This is a genomic window from Nocardioides sp., assembly GCF_024509035.1.
GTDB lineage: Bacteria > Actinomycetota > Actinomycetes > Propionibacteriales > Nocardioidaceae > Nocardioides.
In genome coordinates, this window is sequence record NZ_JANINT010000250.1 from 1 (window position 1) to 21267 (window position 21267).

Genomic DNA, 21267 nt, shown 5'->3' on the forward strand with positions numbered 1-21267 from the left:
TCTGCCCGACGACGCCGTTCGGGGCGCCCGGGTTCGTGACCGACGGCGGCTTCGGTGAGAAGGTCCGCTGCGCCGCGTCCGCGTTGGTCCGGATCCCCGACACGGTGCCCTTCACCCTCGGGGCAGCCGGCACCGACGCCGGCATGACCTCGCACGCGGCCGTGGTCTCCAACGGCCGGGTCAAGGCCGGCGACAAGGTCGGCATCATCGGCTTCGGTGGCCTGGGCCAGATCGGGGCGCGCGTGGCGGTCCTCGTGGGTGCCGACGTCTACGTCGCCGAGCTCAACGAGGCGGTCTGGGAGGCCGCCCGCGGCGTCGGGGCACACGGCGTCGCGCGCTCGATCACGGAGCTGGGCGACGACTTCGACGTGATCGTCGACTACGCCGGGTTCGGCACCACCACCGCCGAGGCGATCGAGAGCGTCCGCCCCGGTGGCCGCGTGGTCCAGGTCGGGATGGGCAGGCTGGAGGCGACGATCTCGACGAAGGCCCTGATCCTGAGGTCGGTCACCCTGGTCGGCTCCCAGGGCGGGACCATCGAGGACGTCACGGGCGTCTACGACTACTTCGCTACCGGGCAGATCGACCCCGCCGTCACCGAGATCGGCTTCGACGACATCCCCGACGGCCTGCGGCGGCTGCGCGACGGCGCCATCGCGGGTCGCCTGGTCGCCGTCTACCCCTGATCCGCGGTCGACGCGGCCGGGGGCCGGCGGCCGGTCAGCCGTCGAGCAGCGCCGGCCGGAGGACGACGACGTCGGCGCCGTAGGTGTCATCGGCCCAGGCCTGCAGCGACCCGTCGTCGTAGACGACGTCGACCAGCACGTGCCCGGCGTCGGTGTAGACGCTGAGGGCGCCGGGGAGGTCACCGACCTCCCCGGCGATCTCCTCCAGCTCGGCCGATGAGTGCCGCACGGCCGGCTCCGGCAGCGGGCTGGGCTCGGCGGGCATCGGGTCGTAGAGCGCCGAGGCGATGGCGTCGCGGTAGGTGAACGTGGTGCCGTCCCAGGTGCCGGCCACCCAGAACGAGCCCCATCGCACGCCCTGCTGGTGCTCGAAGATGCCCTGCTGGTCACGCCACTGCCAGCCCACGATGCGCGGACCGTCGCACTGGGGAGGCCAGGACTCGGCCACCGGGCCGAGGCACAGCACCGGGCCCTCGCGGTCGAGCACCGTGGCGATGCCGGCGGTGTGCACCGGCCCGCGGGCCGCGGGGACCTCGGTGGGCATCGAGCGGCCCGAGGTGGCGCCCGGGTCGGCCGCGGGGTCGGTGGCCGTCGTGTCGCCCTCGCCCCCGCACGCCGCGAGGAGCGGCGCGGTGAGCAGCAGGGTGACGGCGGCGAGCAGGGTCCTCATGCCGGTACGACGGGCCCGGGGCGGCGCCGGTTCCGGGTCAGGGCAGACGGTCGACCAGGTCGGCGATCCCGGTCAGCGCACCGGTGTAGAACGGCACCTCCTCGCGGACGTGCCGGCGCGCGTCGGAGCCGCGCAGGTGCCGCATGAGGTCGACGATGCGGTAGAGCTCGTCGGCCTCGAAGGCCAGCAGCCACTCGTAGTCGCCGAGCGCGAAGCTGGAGACGGTGTTGGCGCGCACGTCGGGGTAGTCGCGCGCCATCTTGCCGTGCTCGGCGAGCATCCGGCGACGCTCGGAGTCCTCGAGGAGGTACCACTCGTAGGAGCGGACGAAGGGGTAGACGCACACGTGCTTCTTCGGGTCCTCGTCGCCGAGGAACGCCGGCACGTGGCTCTTGTTGAACTCCGCCGGTCGGTGCAGCGCCATCTGCGACCAGACCGGGGCGAGCCGGCGACCGAGCGCGGTGCGACGGAAGCGGTGGTAGGCGTCCTGCAGCTCCTCGGAGCTGGCGGCGTGCCACCAGACCATCAGGTCGGCGTCGGCGCGCAGCCCGGCGACGTCGTACACGCCACGCACGACGACGTCGGCCTCGGCGAGCTCGGCGAAGAGCTTCTCGACCTCGGCGCCCTCGGCCGCACGGTCGGCGTCACCCAGGGGATCGGCCAGTCGGAACACCGACCACATGGTGTAGCGGATGCTCTCGTTGATCTCCCGGGCTCGCTGTGCCTTGGCGCTCATGGCGCCTATTGTCCCTCGCGGTCAGTCGCGACCGTAGCCGGCCTCCCGTGCCTTGATGATCGCCTCGGCCCGGCCGGCCGCGTGCAGCTTGGCGTAGATGGCGGAGACAGCGTTGCGCACGGTCTTGTTCGACACGTAGAGCTCGCCGGCGATCGCGTCGTTCGAGCGGCCGGCGGCGAGCAGCCGCAGCACGTCGCGCTCGCGCTCGGTGAGGTCGGGGAACGGCTCGGGCTGCTGCGGCTCGGCCCGGGCGCCCGCGAAGTACGACGCCACCCGGCCCGCCAGGGCGGCGCCGAACACCATGCCGCCTGCCGCGGCGGCGCGGATCGCCGTCTGCACCTCCTCGGCCCCCGATCCCTTCAGCAGGTAGCCCGACGCGCCCGCTCGGATCGCCGCGAGCACGGTGTCGTCGTCCTCGTTCATCGTCAGCATCACCACGCGCACCTGCGGCTGCCGGCCGGTGATGAGCCGGGTCGCCTCGATCCCGTCGAGCAACGGCATCTGGATGTCCATCACGACGACGTCGGGATCGGTCTCGCCGACGACGTGGATCGCATCGCGGCCGTCGGCCGCGGTGCCGACCACCTCGAGGCCGTCGAGCGCGCCCAGCAGGGACGAGAGCCCCTCGCGCACGATCTGGTGGTCGTCGACCACCACGACCCGGACATCCGCTGCACTCACGCGTTCCTCCTCAAGGGCAACCAGGCTCGCACGACCGTCCCGCCGTGCGGCGGACACGCCACCTCGTGACGGCCGCCGAGCTCGGCGGCCCGCTCGCGCATGCTGACCAGCCCGACACCCGCCAGGACGTCGGGGTCGATGCCGCGTCCGTCGTCGACGACCTCCACGAGCAACGAGCCGTCCACGACCTGGAGGCGGACCGCGCAGCAGGTCGCCCCGGCGTGGCGGGCGACGTTCGTCATGGCCTCGCTCGCGATGCGGTACGCCGCCACCTCGACCGCGGCGGGCAGGGGCCCCAGCTCGTCGGCCTCGACGGACGGCGCCGGGTCGGACCGCGCAGCGAGCTGCCGCAGCGCGCCGACCAGGCCCAGGTCGTCCAGCGCGGGCGGGCGCAGGTCGTGCACCAGCCGGCGGACGTCGGCGACCACCTCCTGGAGGTGCTGGCTGGTCGCGAGCACCTGCTGCTTGGCTGCGGCGGGGTCACGGTCGACCACGAGCCGCGCCGACTCCAGCTGGAACACCACGCCGCTGAGCGCTGGGCCCAGGCCGTCGTGGAGGTCGCGCCGGATCCGGCGCCGCTCCTCCTCCCGCGCGGTGACCAACCGTTCGCGGCTGTCCTGCAGCTCCTCGGCGAGACGACTCGTGCGGGCCGCGGTGGCGGCCTGCCGGACGAGGTCGCCCAGCAGCTCCTCGTCGCGGCGCGAGAGCCGGCTGCGCAGGCCGCGCGCGGGCAGGACCAGCCGGCCCACCTCGGCGTCGCGGTAGGCGATCGGCAGCGTCCTGGTCTCGGCCGGCCGCTCGCCGTGGGTCGCGACCAGCCGCTCCCCCGAGCTCCGGTCGACCTCGACGCTGACGTAGGGCACGCCGAACGCGGCCGAGACCGCCCGGGCCACGACGGCGAGCTGCTCGGTGCCCTCCTCGGCGCTCTCGAGCGTCGAGGCCAGGCCGGCGACGACGTCGTACGGGTCGGCCCGGCCGCCGAGGAACATCCGGCGCACCCAGCGCGAGAGCCGCAGCCGCAGCGGCCCGTAGAGCAGGATCGTGACCAGCAGCACGAGCACGACGACCTGCCGCTGCGCGAGGGAGTCCCCGAGCAGGGCCGTCAGCCCGGTCACCACGGCGAGGTCGACACCGACGAGCACGACCGCCAGCACCGCCAGCACGAGCGTGCGCCCCAGCAGGTCCTCGATCGGCACCACGCTCGGGTTGAGCACGGCCACGGTCATCGAGATCGGGACCAACGTGACCGCCACGAAGAACACGACGTCGGTGAGGGGCCCGACGTCGACGAGGAGCGTGGCCAGCACCAGCGCGACCGTGACGAGCGCACCCCAGAGGAGCCAGCGCATCTGATCGCGGGAGGTGCCGGACGAACGGCGGAAGCGGCGGACGACGACGCCCACCGGTACGACCAGGCCGGCGAGCGTGACCAGCTGGAAGGCACCGGTGAGCAGGTCGGCGTACGGCGCGGCGGCGGTGATCGTGGTCGGGTCGAGATCGACGCCCGGCGGGAGCCGTCCGGGCGTGGTCAGCTCGCGGTACGGAGCGACCACGAAGCACAGCGAGCTGGCCACCATCGCACCCATGCAGGCCCAGCTCGCCGCACCCCAGCGACCTGGCAGGAACCGCCCCTCGGGGAACAGCAGCGGCAGCACGACGATCGTCGCGGTCAGCAGGGCGGTGAAGCGGAACAGGAACCAGACGGCGAAGGTCAGCCCGGGCAGGGCGTCCTCGGTGACGGTGCTGAGGCGGACGTAGGCCTCCGAGAGCCCGTCGGCTGCCCAGAACAGGGCGCTCCCCGCCAGCGCCCAGCCGATCACGCGGTGGCCGGGACGGCGCAGGACGGCCGCGGACAGCACGCCCAGGACCAGCCCGACGAAGCCGGTCCCCAGGCCGTTGCCGAGCGCGACGCCCTCGCCGTAGGAGTAGATCGGGGTCTCGCCGCGCGTGCGCGCGTCGAGGACCACGACCAGGGCGACGCACACGGCGGCCGCGATCGGGGCGACCAGGGCGACGGGCCAGCTGACCGCGCGCGGCGGGGCGGTGTCCGTCACGGGCACATCATGACGCCGGCCCGGCCCGCGGGGGGCCGAACCGGCGTCATGTCGGTGGAGATCGCGCATCGACGGATCAGCGAGCGGCGCGGAACGCCTTGTCGCCGAGCACGAACCCCAGGGCGGTGACCAGCAGCCAGACCGGACCGGTCATGCCGGCGAGGTACTGGAGCGGGGACACGCCGGCGAGGACCGTGAGGCCGCCGAGGACGAGGCCCACCCGGCCGAGCCACCGCGGGACGCCGCCGCTGCGCGACGCCACGTGGAGGGCCAGGCCCGAGAGACCGGCGAGCACCCAGCACCACGGGACGGTGCCGATCCAGTGGCCGTACATCACGGCGTTCTCCGTGACGAGCTGGTCCTGGTGGGGCAGGCCGAAGAGGAACTCGGTGTCGAGGCTGGTGCCGATCACCGAGACGACGGCGGTGCCGAGCAGGCCGGCGAACGCGACCATGGGGGCGCTCCCGACGGCGTCCGTGGCGCGCATGCGGCGCAGCAGGCCGGCCGCGAACACCACGAGCAGGACGGCGCCGGCGAGCGCGAGCGAGTGGAAGACGAACGCGGCCCCTGTCTGCGTGGCCATCTTGTCCGCGATCGCGTTCGCGTCGCCCTGGATGTCCGGGTCGTAGACGGCGTTCACGGCGCTCGAGGCGACGATGGCGCCGACGCCGGCGACGCCTGCGCCGATGCCGGCGAGGGCCCAGGCGCGAGAGCCGGTGCTCGCCGACGCGGCGGAGCCGATGGGCGTGGCGAGGTCGGGTCGGACGGGGGTGCGGGTGGTGACGTGCGTGCTGACGTGGGTGGTCATCGAGGTCTCTTTCGTGAGGGGTTCATCTCGGTGACCCGAGACTCGCGGGCCCGTTGTCCCGGCGCCCAGGGACAACGGGGCACACCTCACCGGACCGCCGGGACCACCTCACGCGCCGCCCGGTGGGCGGAGGCGATCACCGCGGGGATGCCGACGCCGTCGTACGCCGCTCCGCACACGGCCAGACCTGGGACCTCGGCGACCGCGGCACGGATCCGGGCGACCCGGTCGAGGTGGCCGACGGCGTACTGCGGGAGGCCGCCGCCCCAGCGCTGCACGTGGGTGTCGACCGGGGTCGCGGCGAGACCGACGGCCACGCCGAGGTCCGCGAGCGACCAGGCCACGAGCTCCTCGTCGGTCGCCTGGAGCGCGACCTCCTCGCGGTGCCGGCCGAGCGAGGTGCGCAGCAGGAGCAGGCCGTCACCGGCCTCCCGCACCCAGCCCCACTTGGCGAACGAGAACGTCGCGGCCTTGACGCGGCGGCCGTCCACGGGCGGCACGAGGAAGCCCGAGGAGCCCGTCGCCGCCAGGTCCGGGACGTCGTCCCCGCGGAACGCGAACGTCACGACGACCATGGACGCCGACTCGACGGCCGCCAGCTCGGCGGCCGCGACCGGCGCGACCTCGCCCAGCAGCCGGGCGGTCGGAGCAGCCGGTGTCGCCAGCACCACGGCGTCGGCCTCGACCCGCTCGGGTGCGGTCGTCGGCCCGACGGTGAGCGCGAAGCCCGTGGGCGTGCGCACCAGCTCGCGGACCGTCGCCCCGGTGCGCACGGTGAGACCGGCGGCGAGCCGTTCGGGCAGCTGGCCCATGCCGCCGGGGATGCCGGCGAACACGGGCCGGTCGTAGGTCGTCGGGATCGCCGCCGCCTGCTCGAGCACCGAGCCGCGGCCGGCGAAGGCGAGCAGCTGGGGCACCGACGCACGGGCGGAGATCAGCCGGGCATGGCCGGCGTACACCCCTCCGAGCAGCGGCTCGACGAGCCGGTCGGTGACCTCGGGGCCGAACCGGCGGTCGACGAGGTCGCCGACGGAGACGTCCTCGTCGAGACGCTCGGGCCACAGGGTCGGCTCGGCTCGCACCCGGGCCAGGCCCTCCGGCGAGAGCACCCCCGACTCCTCGAGCTGGCGCAGGTCGAGCGGCACGCCCATCAGCGAGCGCGGCAGCGGCCGCAGCTCGCCGCGGGTCCAGATCCGCGAGGCGGCGAGCGTCGGGTGCTCGATGGGGAGCCCGAGCTCGCCCGCCAGGGCGACGCCCTCGGGCCGGCGGTTGAGCATCGCCTCGGCGCCGACGTCGACGGTGACACCGGCCACCTCGTCGCGGCGCAGCTTGCCGCCGACCCGGTCGGACTGCTCCACGACGAGCACCTCGTGCCCGGCGGCGACCAGGTCGTGCGCCGCACTCAGCCCGGCGACCCCGGCACCCACCACGACGATCGTGCTCACCCTCCGAGTCTCCCAGCCGGGGCCGACCGACGCTGCGCCGGGAGGCCCGGGAACCGATCCGCGGCCGGCTCCGTCCCAGGCGGTATGAGGCACGCACGGACTCCCCGCTCCACCCGGCTCCACGCGCCCGCGCTCGCCGCCGGGCTCCTCGTCCTCGCGGTCACCCTCGGCGCCTGCTCGAGCGGCGGCGAGGACGGCGGCGCCGACGCCAGCACCGGGGGCGGCGACGTCCCGGCGGCGGCCCAGGCCGAGGGGGCCGAGGCGCCGGCCGATCGTGCGGACGCGGACGGCCAGTCCTACGCGCTGCGCGACGGCTTCGACAGCAGCTCCGCGGTCGAGGCCGCCGACACCCCGAGCCCGACCGACCCCGAGCAGGCGCTGATCAAGAAGGGCAACGTGTCGCTGCGCGCCGACGACGTCGGCAAGGCGCAGTTCGACGTGCAGAAGGTCGTCGACGCCCACGACGGCAAGGTCACCGAGGAGAAGACCACCACCGACGACTCCGGCGCCCCGGCGTACACGCGCATGGTCGTGCGGGTCCCGGTCGCGGAGTTCGACGAGACCATGGCAGGGCTCAAGGGCGTCGAGACCGCGGAGCTCGAGGCGGCCAACACCAGCCAGGACGACGTGACGGCGAAGCTCATCGACACCCGGACCCGGATGGAGGTGCAGCGGCGCAGCATCGAGCGGATCAGCGTCCTCTTCGACCGCGCGGAGAGCATCCGCGACATCATGGCGATCGAGGCGCAGCTCTCCCGCCGCCAGGCCGACCTCGAGTCGCTGCAGCGGCAGGCGGCCTACCTGCAGAACCAGAGCAGCCAGTCCACGATCGTCGTCAGCATCGACCAGATCCCGGTGAAGAAGGCGGTCAAGGAGAAGGACGACGACACCGGCTTCCTCGCCGGCCTGTCCGCCGGGTGGCACGGGCTCACGAAGTTCGCGGTCGCGATGGCGACCCTGCTCGGCGCGCTGCTCCCCTGGCTCGTCGTGCTCCTCGTCCTGGGCGTTCCGACGTGGCTCGTCACTCGCGCCGCGCGGCGCCGCCGGCCGCGCCCCACTCCGGAGCCGTCGGAGGGATAGTCCCTGGACCTCAGCGCGGGTAGCTCTGGACGAACTCCGTGAGCCGGGCGAGCTGGTCGGGGTCGGTGGAGGGGATGACCCCGTGGCCGAGGTTGAACACGTGGCCCCGGGCGGCCCGGCCGGCCTCGATGATCTCGGCGGCGCGGGAGGTCATCACCTCCGTGGGAGCGAAGACCAGCGTCGGGTCGAGGTTGCCCTGGACACCGCGGTCGCCCACCAGCGGGATCGCCTGGGCCAACGGCGTGCGCCAGTCCACACCGACCACGTCGGCGCCGGCCTCGCCCATGAGGCCCAGCAGGTTCGCCGTACCCACGCCGAAGTGGATGCGCGGCACCCCCAGCGCCCCGGCACGCTCCAGCACGTGCGCGGAGTGCGGCATCACGTGCTCGAGGTAGTCGGCCGGGGTGAGCGCGCCGGCCCACGAGTCGAAGAGCTGGACGGCGGAGGCGCCGGCGGAGACCTGCACCTCGAGGTAGGCCGCGGAGATGCCGGCGATCTTGCGCAGCAGCGCGTCCCAGACGTCCGGGGCGCCGAACATCATCGCCTTGGTCTTGGCGTGCTCCTTGGAGGGCCCGCCCTCGACGAGGTACGACGCGACCGTGAACGGCGCGCCCGCGAACCCGATCAGCGGGGTGCCGCCGAGCTCGCCGACCAGCGCGCGGACCGCCTCGGTGATGAACGGGACGTGGTCGGGCGTGAGGTCGGGGATCGCCTCGACGTCGGCGAGGGTGCGCACCGGGTGGGCCACGACCGGGCCGACGCCGGGCTTGATGTCCAGGTCGACGCCCACCGCCTTGAGGGGCAGCACGATGTCGGAGAAGAAGATCGCCGCGTCGACGCCGTAGCGGCGCACGGGCTGCAGCGTGATCTCGGTGACGAGCGCGGGGTCCATGCAGGACTCGAGCATGCCGATGCCCTCACGGACGGCGAGGTACTCGGGCAGCGAGCGGCCGGCCTGGCGCATGAACCACACCGGGGTGTGCGGCACCGGCTCCCCCCGCACGGCCTTGAGAAAGGCGCTGTCGGCGAGTCGTGGATCGGGGTTCACGATCGAAGCCTCGCAGGTCACCCGGCGTGTTCGCACATCGGGATCGGCGGATCGACCTACTGTGACCTCATGGTCGTCGGTCAGGAGACGCACCCCGGAACGGGCGTGGGTGGAGCACCCGCAGAGTTCCGCGACGCCGTCGCGACCATGCACGCGGCGCGACTGCGCCCCGAGATCTTCTGCGAGGAGATGCCGGCGCCCCAGCGGATCGCGCCGTACGCCTCCGCGCTCTCCGCCGACGTGACCGTGGACGACACCGACGTGGGCACCGGCCGGATCATCCTGCTGCACGACCCCGCGGGCAACGACGCCTGGGAGGGCACGTTCCGCTGCGTGGCCTACGCCCGCGCCGAGATCGACCTCGAGCTGGTCACCGACCCGATGCTTGCCGCGGTGGGCTGGTCCTGGCTGACCGAGGCCCTCGATGCGCACGGCGCGGTGTACGCCGCCGCCTCGGGCACGGTCACCCGGGTCGCGACCGAGAGCTTCGGCGGGATGGCCGACGAGGGCGGCACCGCCCAGATCGAGATCCGGGCGTCGTGGACGCCGCTGGTGCCCGACCTCGCACCCGACCTGGCTCCCGACCTCGCCCCGCTCGACCTCGCCCCGCACGTCGAGGCGTGGGGCGAGCTGCTGTGCACCGCCGTCGGGCTGCCGCCGGTGCCCGAGGGCGTCACCGTGATGCCGAGCCGCCGCGGACAGCGGGGCTCGGGACGCTGACATGACCCCTGCACCTCCCGACCCAACTCCTCCCGAGACGCCCGACGAGACTGCCGACGAGACCGTCGAGGCGGCCGCACCCGAGCCGCCGCTGCTCACCTTGCGCGACGGCCTGCCGCGCATCGTCGACACCCCCGAGGGCCTCGCCGAGGTCTGCGAGCGGATCGCCGCCGGCACCGGCCCCGTGGCGATCGACGCCGAGCGCGCCTCGGGCTACCGCTACTCCTCGCGGGCCTACCTGATCCAGCTGCGCCGCGAGGACGCCGGGACGTTCCTGGTCGACCCGATCCCGTTCGTGATCCTGCCCCAGCTGCAAGACGCCCTCGAGGGCACCGAGTGGATCCTGCACGCGGCGACCCAGGACCTCCCGTGCCTCGCCGAGGTCGGCCTGGTGCCGTCCGAGCTGTTCGACACCGAGCTCGCCGGCCGGCTGCTGGGCTACCCGCGCGTGGGCCTGGCGACCCTCGTCGAGAGCCTGCTCGGGGCCCGCCTGGCCAAGGAGCACTCCGCGGTCGACTGGTCGACCCGGCCGCTCCCCGAGCCGTGGCTGGAGTACGCCGCCCTCGACGTCGAGGTGCTCGTGGAGCTCCGCGCCCTGCTCGAGGTCGAGCTCGAGGCGGCCGGCAAGGCCGAGTGGGCGCGCCAGGAGTTCGACGCGCTGCGCAGCTTCGTCCAGGCCGAGCGGGTCGAGGCGTGGCGCCGTACGTCGGGCCTGCACCGGGTCCGCGGCCGCCGGGCGCTCGGGGCGGTCCGCGCCCTGTGGGAGACCCGCGACGAGATCGCCGAGCAGCGCGACGTGACGCCCGGGCGGATCCTGCCGGACTCCGCGATCGTGGCCGCCGCCCAGGCGCTGCCCACCGACCGCGCGGCACTGCTGGCCACCAAGGGCTTCCACGGCCGCGGTGCCGAGCGCTACGCGAGCCGGTGGGTCGCGGCGCTGCGCGAGGCGGCCGAGATGGACGAGGCGCACCTGCCGACCCGCTCGCCGCGCGGCGACGGACCACCGCTGCCCCGTGCGTGGGCCGAGAAGGACCCGGTCGCCGCCCGGCGCCTCGCCCTGGCCCGCGAGGCCATGGCGGCGCTCGCCGAGCAGCACCACCTGCCGGTCGAGAACCTGCTGACCCCCGACTACCTGCGGCGCACCCTGTGGGCACCGCCGCGCTCGCGCGAGGAGTCGACGCTGGCGCCGGCGGTCGCCGACCAGCTGCGCGCCTTGGGGGCTCGGGAGTGGCAGGTCGAGCTCACCGGACCCGTCCTCGTCGACGCGATCCTCACCGCCGAGCACGAGGCCGCGTCGCCGGACGCGTGACCCGGGCCGGCGTCACTCCGCGGGCGACTCCGACGCGTCGGAGTCGCTGCCGGAGCCGCTGGGCGACTCCCCGGGCGACTCCCCGGGCGACTCCCCGGGCGACTCCGAGGGCTCCGGCGGGCTGAGGACCGCGCGGGACGCCTCGTCGATCTGGTCGGTGATGGCCTCGAGGTCGAGCACCCCGACGCCGTACACCAGCTGCTCGAGGCTGGGCTGCACCGCCGCCTCGACCCGGCCGAGGCCGTCGATGAGAGGGGGCAGCACGATGGAGCGCACGGCCGTGGTGAAGATCGACGCGTTCTGGGGCATGCGACCCGGCTGGAGGAACGTGTCGGAGAGCGCGACCTCGAGGTTGGCCGGCGCGATGTAGCCGGTGCGGGTCACCTCGCTGACCGCGTCGGCGGAGATCTCGTTGACGAGGAAGTCGGCTGCGAGCCCGGTGCTCGCCGCCGTGCGCGACAGGCACATCCCGGTGATGTCGCCCACGGTGGAGGAGCTGTCGAGCACCGGCATCGGCATGATGTCGAAGTCGAGCCCCTTCACCTGACGCAGCTGGGGCACCAGCGACCGGTAGCCGGCGATCATGCCGAGCTGGCCACGCTCGAACCACGTCAGCGGGCTCGCCTCGGCGAGCTGCTCGTCGTCGAGGGTCAGCTGGGGGTTGCGCAACAGTTCGAGGGTGCGCCCGAGCGCCGACCGGGAGCCGTCGCTGGAGAAGGCGAGCGACGTCGGGTCGTTCCCGTCGTCGAAGAGCGAGCCGCCACCGGAGGTGATGAACGGCGCGAGCCCCGAGAGCGTCGCGCCGATGTGGACGCCCTTGGTGCCGCGCCCGGGCCGGGCGGCGAAGTCGGCCGCGGCGGCGAACTGGTCGAAGCTCCAGCTCGAGGCGTCGGGGCCGGGCGCGTCCATGCCGCGGCGGTCCATCCGCTTGAAGTTCACCAGGTCACGGTTGTAGTAGATGACCATCGGTGAGACGGAGTAGGGGATGCACTGCAACCGGTCGTTGGCGCTGAACGCCTGGAGCGCGTCCCGGGAGTAGCCGTCGCCGAACTCCACACCGCGCGCATCGAGCAGCTCGTCGACCGGCTGGTTGTGCCGCTCGTCCAGCAGCCACCGCAGGTCCGAGCGCGAGGCCAGGAAGACGTCGGGCACCTCCGCACCGCCGTCGATCGCGGCCCGCATCGCGGCGTGGTCGGGCCACGTGCGCAGCTTGACCTTCGGTCGGTCCTCGCCTGCGGCGTTCCACGCGTCGACGGTGGCCTGGTAGGCGGCGATCTCCGCGTCCGGTCCGTAGACGCCGAACGTGAGCTGGTCGACCGTCGGGGTCGTGGCCGTCTTGGTCGGCGTCGGACCGGGCTCCGGTCCGTCGTCGGTGCAGGCCGCAGCGGAGAGTGCCAGCGTCACCACGCCCACGGCGCACAGCAGCACCCGGCGCCCCCGACTCGCCCTCACCGGCATCCTCCTCGCGCGCGTTGGTCCGCTGGCTTGCGTGCCCGGGTCGCACCCGGAGCGCGCCCACCCTATCGACACGGCTCCACCCCTCGCCGAGGCCGGCCCGGCCACCCGCATGTCGCAACCGGCTTCCGGCGTACGCGCTCTCTACGATGGCGACCGTGTCTCGCGCCCGACGGTCCCCTCTGGTCGCGATCGCCGTGGTGGGAGCGCTGCTCCTCGGCGGGTGCGGTTCGTCCGACGACGGCCCGGCGGCCGCTCCTCGCGACACCCCGAGGCCGACGTCACCGACCGGCGCCGGCGGGCCGACGGACTCGGCCGCACCGGCTCCGACGCGGACGCCGGCCTCCGACCCGGCCACGTCACCGACCCGCGAGCCCCGACGCCACAAGGTCGGCACCCTCCGGCCGCGGATGCGGCTGGAGACCGCGGCGCACCTGCTGGACGCCGACGGGCTCCCGACCGTGGGCGCCGGCGGCTGGGTCGTGGCCACCACCGGCCCCGAGGACCCCGAGCGCGACCGAGCGGTCGGCGCCTGCCAGAAGACGCTGCTCGCCTCCATCGGCGCGGTGGAGACGGTGCGGCGCACGTTCACCGCTCCCGGCCGGCTCGAGGCGACCCAGGTGGTCGCCCGGTTCGCCGACTCCCGCTCGGCCTGGCGGGCCCACGAGGTGCTGGCGTCCTGGCGCGAGGACTGCGCCGACCGGATCGGCGGCGGCGACGTGGGGCCGCTCGAGCCGCTCGACGTGCACGCCGGCACCGGCGAGTCCTACCGGATGGCCGCCCGCAAGCGCGCCGCCGGCCTCGGCATCCTCCGCACCGGCAGCTTCCTGACCCTGGTCGAGGTCACCGCCGGCGCCGACCGGTACCCCACCGGCTGGGACCCGGCCCGGGTCGCCGTCCGCCGCGTCGCCCGCACCTTCTGACGGCGCTCACCCCCAGGCGTGGAACCGCCGCGCCTCGCTGACGACCCGGTCGAACATCGCCCGGTCGAGCGCGGCACCCTCCCGTCGTACGCCGTCGGGCGCGAGCTCGAGCAGCCGGTCCAGCCGGACCTCGCTCGGTCGCCGCTCGCGGTCCCAGCCGCCGCTGCCGACATCCATCCAGTGCCGGCCCCAGCGGGCCTCGTCGGCGGCGTCGCGGTCGTGGTCCTTGCTGGTGAGCATCAGCCCCAGGAGGGTCGCGTCCCGACGGCCGATCAGCAGCACCGGACGGTCCTTGCCCTGCTGCGGGTCGTCCTCGTAGGCCACCCAGGCCCACACGACCTCACCCGGGTCGGGGAGCCCGTCGGCACGGGGTGCGTAGGAGATGCCGTCCGCGGGCGGCCGCGGCCCGCGGGCGCGCTCCCGACGCGGACGGTCGCCCTGCGGAGGGGTCCCGGTCGACAGTGCCCGGCGCAGCAGCTTGCGCAGCGATCTCATGCAGGGAGCCTAGAAGAACCGGGACGATGGAGTACGCCGGACCGGGAGCGCCTCACGGCGCGTGGCCGCTCGTAGCGGCTGATTTTGGGACCCGGGGCTGCCACGGCCCGGCGTACTCGACGAGTGTAACCAGCTCAGGCCAGCTCGTGTTCCAGCTCCGCGTGACCCGCCGCCTCGAGCTGTTCGGAGAGCACGAGCATCCGCTGGACCTCAGCGTCGCTGCGCTCCCCCAGCTCGGCCCGGCCGGTCGCCACGACCCGGGCGAACGCGGCCGCGCGCAGCAGGACGTCGGCGAAGTCGCTGCCGGCGATGCCGCGCAGGACCTGGTCGATCATCGCCTTGAGCTGCTCGGGCCCGGGCGGGTCGGCGACCCCGGCGACGACCCGAGCGACCTGCGCGCTGCGGCGGCCGGCCTCGAACTCGCGGGACACCGCGACCGGCTCGGCGTACACCCACGAGCGCAGCAGGTAGAGCCGCCACAGGCAGCCGGCCAGCGAGTCGGCGGGCGAGCCCGACCAGACCTCGGCGATCGTCTCGATCCCCTCGCTGTCGGCCAGGTGCAGCAGCCGCTCGGCGACCTCGGCGTCCTCGGAGGCCCGGGCGCCGCGCACCAGCAGCGTCGCTGCCCGGTCGGCGGCCTCGCTCACCAGCGCCGGGTCCGTGCCTCCGACCAGCGCCTCGAAGAAGCCGCCGCCCGGCGTCATCGGGCGGTGGTGGGGGCGCTGGGTCATTGGTTCAGGCTACGTCGGATGCGTTGGTCGCTCACCGGGTAGGGCGTGCCGAGCTGCTGGGCCCACAGCGAGACGCGGTACTCCTCGAGCATCCACCGCACCTGGCGCAGCTTCTCCCCCGGAGGACGGCCGGCGGGCAGCGCCTCGATGCGGTGCAGGTAGGCGTCCTGGAGGTCGAGGAGCTGGTCCATCAGCTGGCGGTCGCGGTTGACCTGGCCCGGCAGCCGCTCGCGCCGTTGCTCCAGGGCCGCGAGGTAGACCGGGTAACGGCGCAGCTGGGTGGCGCCGGCCTCGCCGACGAACCCCGGGTGCACCAGCCGTCCGAGCTGGGCGCGCATGTCGGTCAGGGCGGGCAGCTGCATCATGTCGGCGCGACCACTGAGCGCCTTCTCCACTCGTCGCCACGCGTCGAGCACCCGGATCACGTCGCCCATCACCGCGCGCAGGTGGGCCTCCTGGTCGCGCGCGGCCTCGGCGCGCAGGGCGACGTACGCCGCCTCGTCGCGGACCACGGGCCGCGCGTCGACCACGGCCCCGACGACGGCGGCGCGGCAGTCCTCGAGCAGCTCGGCGACACTGGGGTAGGGCGAGCCGGCCAGCCCGAGCTTCTCGACGTTCGTCAGCCCGTCCAGCACGGTCCTGACCGGCGAGGGCAGCTCGAGCAGCAGCAGCCGACGGACGCCGAGACGGTGCCGCGCCTCGGCCTCGTCGGCAGACCCGTGGACCTGCAGGCCGACGCTGCTGCCCTCGTCGACGAGGGCGGGGTGGACCTGCACCTCGTGGCCGGCGCGGCGATCGGTGTGGGTGGCGGGGATCTCGCCGAAGGCCCAGGACGTCTCCCCGGTGCGCGCCAGCCCGCTCTCGGTGGCGACCTCGGCGATGGCCTGGGCGAACTTCGGGCGCAGCGGCGCCTTGAGCGCCTCGAGGTCCTTGCCGCGGGCCTGCTCACGACCCTCGTCGTCGACGACGCGGTAGGTCGGGCGCAGGTGCTCGGGGACCTTCGCCCAGTCCCAGGCCTCGCGCGGGACGAGCAGGCCGGTGCGGGCGCGGCACCACCGCTCGAGCGCGTCGAGCAGCGGCTCCTCGCCGGGCGGCACCGCAGCCAGGAACTCGCGCGCGGTGTTGGGCGCCGGGACCAGGTGGACCCGCAGGTTCTTGGGCAGGCTGCGGATCAGGCTGGTGACCAGCTCCTCGCGCAGCCCGGGGACGTTCCACGAGAAGTCCTCGGCCTCGACCCGGTTGAGCGTGGCCACCGGCACGTCGATCGTGAGCCCGTCGTCGGCCGACCCGGGCTCGAAGTGGTAGCTGATCGGGAACGTCAGCCCCTCGGCCTGCCACTGCTCGGGGTAGTCGGCCGCGCTGATCTGCTCGACGGTGTCGTGGGTGAGCATCGCCGGGTCGAACGTCAGCAGCCGACCGTTGCGCTGGCGCTCCTTCTTCCACCACTGGTCGAAGTGGGCGCCGCTGACCACGTCGGCGGGGACCCGGCGGTCGTAGAAGTCGAAGAGCGTGTGCTCGTCGACGACGATGTCGCGGCGCCGAGCCCGGTGCTCGAGCTCCTCGGCCTCCTCGAGCAGGCGCCGGTTGGTGTCGAGGAACCTGTGCCGGCTCGACCACTCGCCGTAGACGAGCGCGTGCCGGATGAACAGCTCGCGCGACAGGGCGGCGTCGACCTTCCCGAAGGCCACCGGACGGTCGGCGACGAGCGGCACGCCGTACAGCGTCACGCGCTCGTAGGCCATCACCGAGGCGCGCTTCTTGCTCCAGTGGGGCTCGGAGTAGGTGCGCTTGACCAGGTGCTCGCCCAGCCGCTCGGCCCACTCGGGCTTGATCGCCGCGTTCTGGCGGGCCCAGAGCCGGCTGGTCTCCACGAGCTCGCCGGCCATGAGGAACTGGGGGTTCTTGCGGTGCAGCACGCTGCCGGGGAAGACCGAGAACCGCGCGCCCCGGGCCCCGAGGTACTCCCGCGGGCCGCGCTTCTCGCGCTCCCGCTCCTCGAGCAGACCGATGTGGGAGAGCAGCCCGGACAGCAGGGCCTGGTGGATGCCGTCCGCGTCGGGGTTGTCCGCGGGCTGCCCGACCTGGATCTCCATCTCCTTGCAGACCTGGCGCAGCTGGGACTCGAAGTCCTGCCACTCGCGGACGCGGAGGTAGTTGAGGAACTCGCGGCGGCACATGCGCCGGAACGCCGAGGAGGACAGCTCCTTCTGCTGCTCCTTGAGGTAGCGCCACAGGTTGAGCCAGGTGAGGAAGTCGCTGCCCTCGGCCTTGAAGCGCGCGTGCAGCTGGTCGGCCTGCGCCTGCTCCTTGGGGTGGTCGGCACCAGGCCGCTCGCGCGGGTCCTGCAGCGAGAGCGCCGCGGCGATGACGATCACCTCGCGCACGCAGCCGAGCCGCTCGGCCTCGAGGATCATCCGCGCCAGGCGCGGGTCGATCGGCAGCCGCGCGAGGCGCTTGCCGACGCGGGTCAGCCGCCGGTCCGTCGGGGCGAGCGCGCCGAGCTCCTCGAGCAGCTGGACGCCGGCCTGCACGTTGCGGCGGTCGGGCGGCTCGACGAACGGGAACCGCGCCATGTCCCCCAGCCCGAGGCTGCTCATCTGGAGGATGACGCTGGCGAGGTTGGTGCGCAGGATCTCGGGGTCGGTGAACTCCGGGCGGCCCTCGAAGTCCTCTTGCGAGTAGAGCCGGATCGCGATGCCGGCCTCGACACGGCCGCAGCGCCCGGAACGCTGGTTGGCCGAGGCCTGGCTGATCGGCTCGATCGGCAGCCGCTGGACCTTGGTGCGGACGGAGTACCGGCTGATGCGCGCGACGCCGGTGTCCACGACGTACCGGATGCCCGGGACGGTCAGCGAGGTCTCCGCGACGTTGGTGGCGAGCACGACGCGGCGGGTGGTGCTGCCGTGGGAGGAGAAGACGCGGTGCTGGTCGGCGGCCGAGAGGCGCGAGTAGAGCGGCAGCACCTCGAGCGTCCGGCCGCGCTCGACCCGCTCGAGGTCGGCCAGGGCATCGGCGGTGTCGCGGATCTCGCGCTCGCCGGGCAGGAACACCAGGACGTCGCCCGGGCCCTCGGCCGAGAGCTCCTTGACCGCGTCGACGATCGCCTCGGTCTGGTCGCGGACGACCGCCTCCCCTTCCTCGTCCTCCTCCGGCAGCTCCATGAGCGGGCGGTAGCGGATCTCGACGGGGTAGGTGCGACCCGAGACCTCGATGACGGGGGCGTCGAAGTGCTTCGCGAACCGCTCGACGTCGATGGTCGCCGAGGTGATGATCAGCTTGAGGTCGGGCCGCTTGGGCAGCAGCCGCTTGAGGTAGCCGAGCAGGAAGTCGATGTTGAGGCTGCGCTCGTGGGCCTCGTCGATGATGATCGTGTCGTAGCGGCGCAGCATCCGGTCGCGCTGCAGCTCGGCCAGCAGGATGCCGTCGGTCATCAGCTTGACCCGGCTCGAGCGCGACGTGCGGTCGGTGAACCGCACCTGGTAGCCGACGAGGTCACCGAGCTCGGTCTTCAGCTCACTGGCGATCCGCTCCGCGACCGAGCGGGCCGCGATCCGGCGCGGCTGGGTGTGCCCGATCAGTCCCCCACCGGACTTCGTGCGCCGGCCCCGACCCAGCTCGAGGCAGATCTTCGGCAGCTGGGTGGTCTTCCCCGAGCCGGTCTCGCCGGCCACGATCACGACCTGGTGGTCACGGATCGCAGCCGCGATGTCGTCGCGCCGCTGGGTGACCGGCAGCTCCGGCGGGTAGGCGATCTGGAGCCCAGGCGGTGGCGCGGTCATGACCGACCCATTCTGCCAACCCCGTCCACAGGGTTTCGCCGACCCGGCGCGTCCTGCTCACGTCAGCCCGCCGAGTCGGTGCGTCTGCAGGTCCGACGCCTGCAGTTGCGCCGGCTCGGCCTCCTGCCGTCTGCGCTCGTGGGTCGGTGTCCTCCCGGTGGCGCCATTGTTCGTCCTCCGACAGCGTCGTCAAGGGTTCCCTGCGGCGGCTTCGCCGCCCTTGACGTCGCCGTCTCCGGACGAGTTGGCGCCTATCGGGAGGACGCCGACCTGTGGTCACCCGGGGCGTCATACGTTCTGGCGGCTAGGACCCTCGAAACGTATGACCTCCCGGGGCAGCCCGGCGGAGGTCATCCGAACTGGCTGCTGGGGCGACCAGGACGTATGACCTCCCGGGGCAGCCCGGCGGAGGTCAGGACGGACAATCAAGCACCGGGAGGCCCCCGCGCGGCATCTCGGCATCTAGAACTTGTTCTAGTATCCCGGGCATGAGCGAGGCGCGGGAGTACGACGTCGTGGTGGTCGGGTCGGGCGGCGGGGCGATGACGGGGGCGTTCCTCGCCCAGAAGGCCGGGCTGTCCACCGCCGTGGTCGAGAAGACGTCCCTGCTGGGCGGCACCTCGGCGTACTCCGGCGGCGCGTGCTGGCTGCCGGGGAGCGCGGTCCAGCAGCGCGCCGGGATCGCCGACTCCACGGAGTCGGCGCGGGAGTACCTCCGCGCGATCCTGGTCGAGCCCGACGAGACGCGCATCGAGGCGTTCTTGGCCCACGCCCCCGAGCTGGTCGCGGAGCTCGAGGCCGACCCCGCTCTGGACTTCGAGTGGCTGCCGTTCCCGGAGTACTACGACGCCCCCGGACGCGTGTCCTTCGGGCGCTCGATCCAGCCCACCAACGTCAAGCGCGGCGACCTGCCGCCGGAGGTCGGCGGCCTGGTCCGTCCCCCCGTCGAGCGCGACCGTCTCGGCGAGGGTGGCCGCAACACGCTCAGCGGTGGCCAAGCGCTGATCGCCCGGCTCCTCGACGGGTTCCTGCGCGAGGGCGGCACCGTGCTCACTGAGCTTCCCGTCACGGGCTTCGTGCTCGACGGCGACCGGGTCGGAGGGGTCGCGGCGATGACGCCCGAGGGTCCGGTCGAGGTGCGGGCCCGCCGGGGCGTGCTGCTGGCGGCCGGCGGCTTCGAGGGCAATGCGGCGCTGCGCGAGCAGCACGGCGTGCCGGGCGACGTCGCATGGACGATGGCCCCGGCCGGCACCAACACCGGCGAGCCGATCGAGGCGGCGGCCGCGATCGGCGCCGCGACCGACTACCGCGGCGTCGGCTGGTTCTGCCCCGGTCTCGAGCAGCCCGACGGAGGCGGCTCGTTCACCCTCGGCTTCCGCTCGGGCCTGATGGTCGACCAGCGCGGGCAGCGGTACGCCAACGAGTGCCTGCCCTACGACCGGTTCGGCCGCGAGATGGCGGCGGCGCCCGACCGGATCCCCTCGTGGTTCGTCTTCGACTCGCGCGAGGGCGGCCGACTGCCCGCGATCGCGATGCCCGAGGGCGACCCCGCAGCCCACCTCGAGGCCGGCACCTGGGTGCGGGCGGACTCGCTGGCCGAGCTGGCCGGCCTCATCGGCGTACCGCCGGAGGTGCTGAGCTCCACCGTCGAGCGGTTCAACGGCTTCTGCGCGTCGGGCGTCGACGAGGACTTCGGGCGTGGGGCGGACGAGTACGACACGTTCTTCGCCGGCGGCGAGGGCCCCAACAAGGCGCTGACCCCCTGCGACCAGGCGCCGTTCTACGCCGCGCGCTTCGTGCTCTCGGACCTCGGCACGAAGGGCGGCCTGGTGACCGACGAGCACGGCCGGGTGGTGCGCCCGGACGGCACGCCGATCGCCGGACTGTACGCCGCCGGCAACTCCGCGGCGTCGGTGTTCGGCGCGGTCTATCCCGGCCCTGGTGCCCCGCTCGGGTCGGCGATGGTGTTCGCGTCGCTGGCCGTGCACGACCTGCGGGCGTAAGCCCACAGGCTCCTCACAGCCGCACAGGACGCTCACAGGAATCGCACAGGTAGCGTCGCCAGGGTGAGCGGCATGGAGCTGACCCGGCCGGACGGAACCCCGCTGCGCGTCCTCGTCGTCGACGACGAGGTCAACATCGCCGAGCTGATCGCGATGGCCCTGCGCTACGAGGGCTGGGAGGTCCGAGCCGCCCACACCGGGTCCCAGGCGGTGGCCACGGCCAAGGAGCTCCGCCCGGACGCGGTGGTCCTCGACATGATGCTGCCCGACTTCGACGGGCTCGAGGTGCTGCGCCGGATGCGCGCCACCGACCCCGGCGTGCCCGTGGTGTTCCTGACCGCCCGCGACGCCGTCGAGGACCGGGTGGCGGGCTTGACCGCGGGCGGTGACGACTACGTCACCAAGCCGTTCTCGCTCGAGGAGCTGGTCGCGCGGTTGCGCGCACTGATGCGCAGGTCCGGGGCGCACCAGGTCGCGTCGGCGTCGCTGCTGGTGGTCGGCGACCTCACCCTCGACGAGGACAGCCGCGAGGTCTTCCGCGCCGGCCGGGAGGTGAGTCTCACCGCGACGGAGTTCGAGCTGCTCCGGTTCTTGATGCGCAACCCGCGCCGGGTGCTGAGCAAGGCCCAGATCCTCGACCGGGT

Annotated in this window: 18 protein-coding genes; 7 read left to right on the plus strand and 11 right to left on the minus strand. The window is 73.8% G+C overall.

Annotated elements, in window-relative coordinates:
* Positions 1-686, plus strand: a 686-nt coding sequence (locus Q0L15_RS17275; RefSeq protein ID WP_296605691.1) for a zinc-binding dehydrogenase, incomplete at its 5' end; no start/stop codon positions are given.
* Positions 687-720: 34 nt separating this feature from the next.
* On the opposite strand, the gene Q0L15_RS17280 is transcribed toward Q0L15_RS17275, so the two are convergent.
* From Q0L15_RS17280 to hemG, 6 genes are all read right to left on the minus strand, one after another.
* Positions 721-1356 carry a hypothetical protein gene (locus Q0L15_RS17280; protein ID WP_296605692.1) on the minus strand — a complete coding sequence of 212 codons (636 nt, stop codon included), beginning with the start codon at positions 1354-1356 and terminating at the stop codon, positions 721-723.
* Positions 1357-1393: 37 nt separating this feature from the next.
* Complete coding sequence (gene hemQ, locus Q0L15_RS17285) at positions 1394-2092, minus strand: hydrogen peroxide-dependent heme synthase (RefSeq protein WP_296605693.1); 699 nt, start codon at positions 2090-2092, stop codon at positions 1394-1396.
* 21 nt (positions 2093-2113) lie between these two features.
* On the minus strand, positions 2114-2773 hold the full coding sequence (locus Q0L15_RS17290) for a response regulator transcription factor (RefSeq protein ID WP_296605694.1): 660 nt from the start codon (positions 2771-2773) through the stop codon (positions 2114-2116).
* Entirely contained in the window at positions 2770-4827 is a 2058-nt protein-coding gene (locus tag Q0L15_RS17295; protein ID WP_296605695.1) for a sensor histidine kinase, read from the minus strand. The genes Q0L15_RS17290 and Q0L15_RS17295 overlap by 4 nt, the downstream gene beginning before the upstream one ends.
* A gap of 76 nt (positions 4828-4903) precedes the next feature.
* Positions 4904-5635 (minus strand): hypothetical protein, encoded by a 732-nt coding sequence (locus tag Q0L15_RS17300; RefSeq protein ID WP_296605696.1) that lies wholly within the window; start codon positions 5633-5635, stop codon positions 4904-4906.
* Between the two features lie 86 nt (positions 5636-5721).
* A complete protein-coding gene (gene hemG / locus Q0L15_RS17305) occupies positions 5722-7080 on the minus strand; it encodes a protoporphyrinogen oxidase (RefSeq protein WP_296605697.1) in 1359 nt (452 codons plus the stop codon).
* Between the two features lie 84 nt (positions 7081-7164).
* Between hemG and Q0L15_RS17310 the strand changes: the two genes are divergently transcribed.
* Positions 7165-8160: a DUF4349 domain-containing protein gene (locus Q0L15_RS17310; RefSeq protein ID WP_296605698.1), complete on the plus strand. Its 996-nt coding sequence runs from the start codon at positions 7165-7167 to the stop codon at positions 8158-8160.
* Between the two features lie 10 nt (positions 8161-8170).
* On the opposite strand, the gene hemE is transcribed toward Q0L15_RS17310, so the two are convergent.
* Complete coding sequence (gene hemE, locus Q0L15_RS17315; protein WP_296605699.1) at positions 8171-9208, minus strand: uroporphyrinogen decarboxylase; 1038 nt, start codon at positions 9206-9208, stop codon at positions 8171-8173.
* Positions 9209-9277: 69 nt separating this feature from the next.
* Here hemE and Q0L15_RS17320 point away from each other — a divergent pair, with 69 nt between their 5' ends.
* Both Q0L15_RS17320 and Q0L15_RS17325 read left to right on the plus strand, forming a co-directional pair.
* Positions 9278-9928 carry a DUF3000 domain-containing protein gene (locus Q0L15_RS17320; RefSeq protein ID WP_296605700.1) on the plus strand — a complete coding sequence of 217 codons (651 nt, stop codon included), beginning with the start codon at positions 9278-9280 and terminating at the stop codon, positions 9926-9928.
* Position 9929: 1 nt separating this feature from the next.
* Complete coding sequence (locus Q0L15_RS17325; RefSeq protein ID WP_296605701.1) at positions 9930-11237, plus strand: ribonuclease D; 1308 nt, start codon at positions 9930-9932, stop codon at positions 11235-11237.
* 12 nt (positions 11238-11249) lie between these two features.
* Here Q0L15_RS17325 and Q0L15_RS17330 read toward each other — a convergent pair whose 3' ends face one another.
* Positions 11250-12689, minus strand: coding sequence for an extracellular solute-binding protein (locus Q0L15_RS17330; protein ID WP_296605702.1), 1440 nt, complete (start codon positions 12687-12689; stop codon positions 11250-11252).
* Positions 12690-12850: 161 nt separating this feature from the next.
* Here Q0L15_RS17330 and Q0L15_RS17335 point away from each other — a divergent pair, with 161 nt between their 5' ends.
* Positions 12851-13615 carry a hypothetical protein gene (locus Q0L15_RS17335; protein ID WP_296605703.1) on the plus strand — a complete coding sequence of 255 codons (765 nt, stop codon included), beginning with the start codon at positions 12851-12853 and terminating at the stop codon, positions 13613-13615.
* Between the two features lie 6 nt (positions 13616-13621).
* Here Q0L15_RS17335 and Q0L15_RS17340 read toward each other — a convergent pair whose 3' ends face one another.
* From Q0L15_RS17340 to hrpA, 3 genes are all read right to left on the minus strand, one after another.
* Positions 13622-14110, minus strand: a complete 489-nt coding sequence (locus Q0L15_RS17340; RefSeq protein ID WP_296605704.1) for a type II toxin-antitoxin system PemK/MazF family toxin — start codon at positions 14108-14110, stop codon at positions 13622-13624.
* Between the two features lie 134 nt (positions 14111-14244).
* Entirely contained in the window at positions 14245-14841 is a 597-nt protein-coding gene (locus tag Q0L15_RS17345; RefSeq protein WP_296605705.1) for a hypothetical protein, read from the minus strand.
* Positions 14838-18620 carry an ATP-dependent RNA helicase HrpA gene (gene hrpA, locus Q0L15_RS17350; RefSeq protein ID WP_296605706.1) on the minus strand — a complete coding sequence of 1261 codons (3783 nt, stop codon included), beginning with the start codon at positions 18618-18620 and terminating at the stop codon, positions 14838-14840. The genes Q0L15_RS17345 and hrpA overlap by 4 nt, the downstream gene beginning before the upstream one ends.
* A 488-nt stretch (positions 18621-19108) precedes the next feature.
* Between hrpA and Q0L15_RS17355 the strand changes: the two genes are divergently transcribed.
* On the plus strand, positions 19109-20623 hold the full coding sequence (locus tag Q0L15_RS17355) for an FAD-dependent oxidoreductase (protein WP_296605707.1): 1515 nt from the start codon (positions 19109-19111) through the stop codon (positions 20621-20623).
* Positions 20624-20695: 72 nt separating this feature from the next.
* The coding region (locus Q0L15_RS17360; RefSeq protein ID WP_296605711.1) for a response regulator transcription factor at positions 20696-21267 on the plus strand (572 nt) is incomplete at its 3' end.

What these genes read in the sequence shown, in the direction of transcription:
- Q0L15_RS17280 (WP_296605692.1), bottom strand. Translation starts at nt 1,356, where the DNA reads ATGAGGACCCTGCTCGCCGCCGTCACCCTGCTGCTCACCGCGCCGCTC.
- hemQ (WP_296605693.1), bottom strand. Translation starts at nt 2,092, where the DNA reads ATGAGCGCCAAGGCACAGCGAGCCCGGGAGATCAACGAGAGCATCCGC.
- Q0L15_RS17300 (WP_296605696.1), bottom strand. Translation starts at nt 5,635, where the DNA reads ATGACCACCCACGTCAGCACGCACGTCACCACCCGCACCCCCGTCCGA.
- Q0L15_RS17310 (WP_296605698.1), top strand. Translation starts at nt 7,165, where the DNA reads ATGAGGCACGCACGGACTCCCCGCTCCACCCGGCTCCACGCGCCCGCG.
- Q0L15_RS17320 (WP_296605700.1), top strand. Translation starts at nt 9,278, where the DNA reads ATGGTCGTCGGTCAGGAGACGCACCCCGGAACGGGCGTGGGTGGAGCA.
- Q0L15_RS17325 (WP_296605701.1), top strand. Translation starts at nt 9,930, where the DNA reads ATGACCCCTGCACCTCCCGACCCAACTCCTCCCGAGACGCCCGACGAG.
- Q0L15_RS17340 (WP_296605704.1), bottom strand. Translation starts at nt 14,110, where the DNA reads ATGAGATCGCTGCGCAAGCTGCTGCGCCGGGCACTGTCGACCGGGACC.
- Q0L15_RS17345 (WP_296605705.1), bottom strand. Translation starts at nt 14,841, where the DNA reads ATGACCCAGCGCCCCCACCACCGCCCGATGACGCCGGGCGGCGGCTTC.
- hrpA (WP_296605706.1), bottom strand. Translation starts at nt 18,620, where the DNA reads ATGACCGCGCCACCGCCTGGGCTCCAGATCGCCTACCCGCCGGAGCTG.
- Q0L15_RS17355 (WP_296605707.1), top strand. Translation starts at nt 19,109, where the DNA reads ATGAGCGAGGCGCGGGAGTACGACGTCGTGGTGGTCGGGTCGGGCGGC.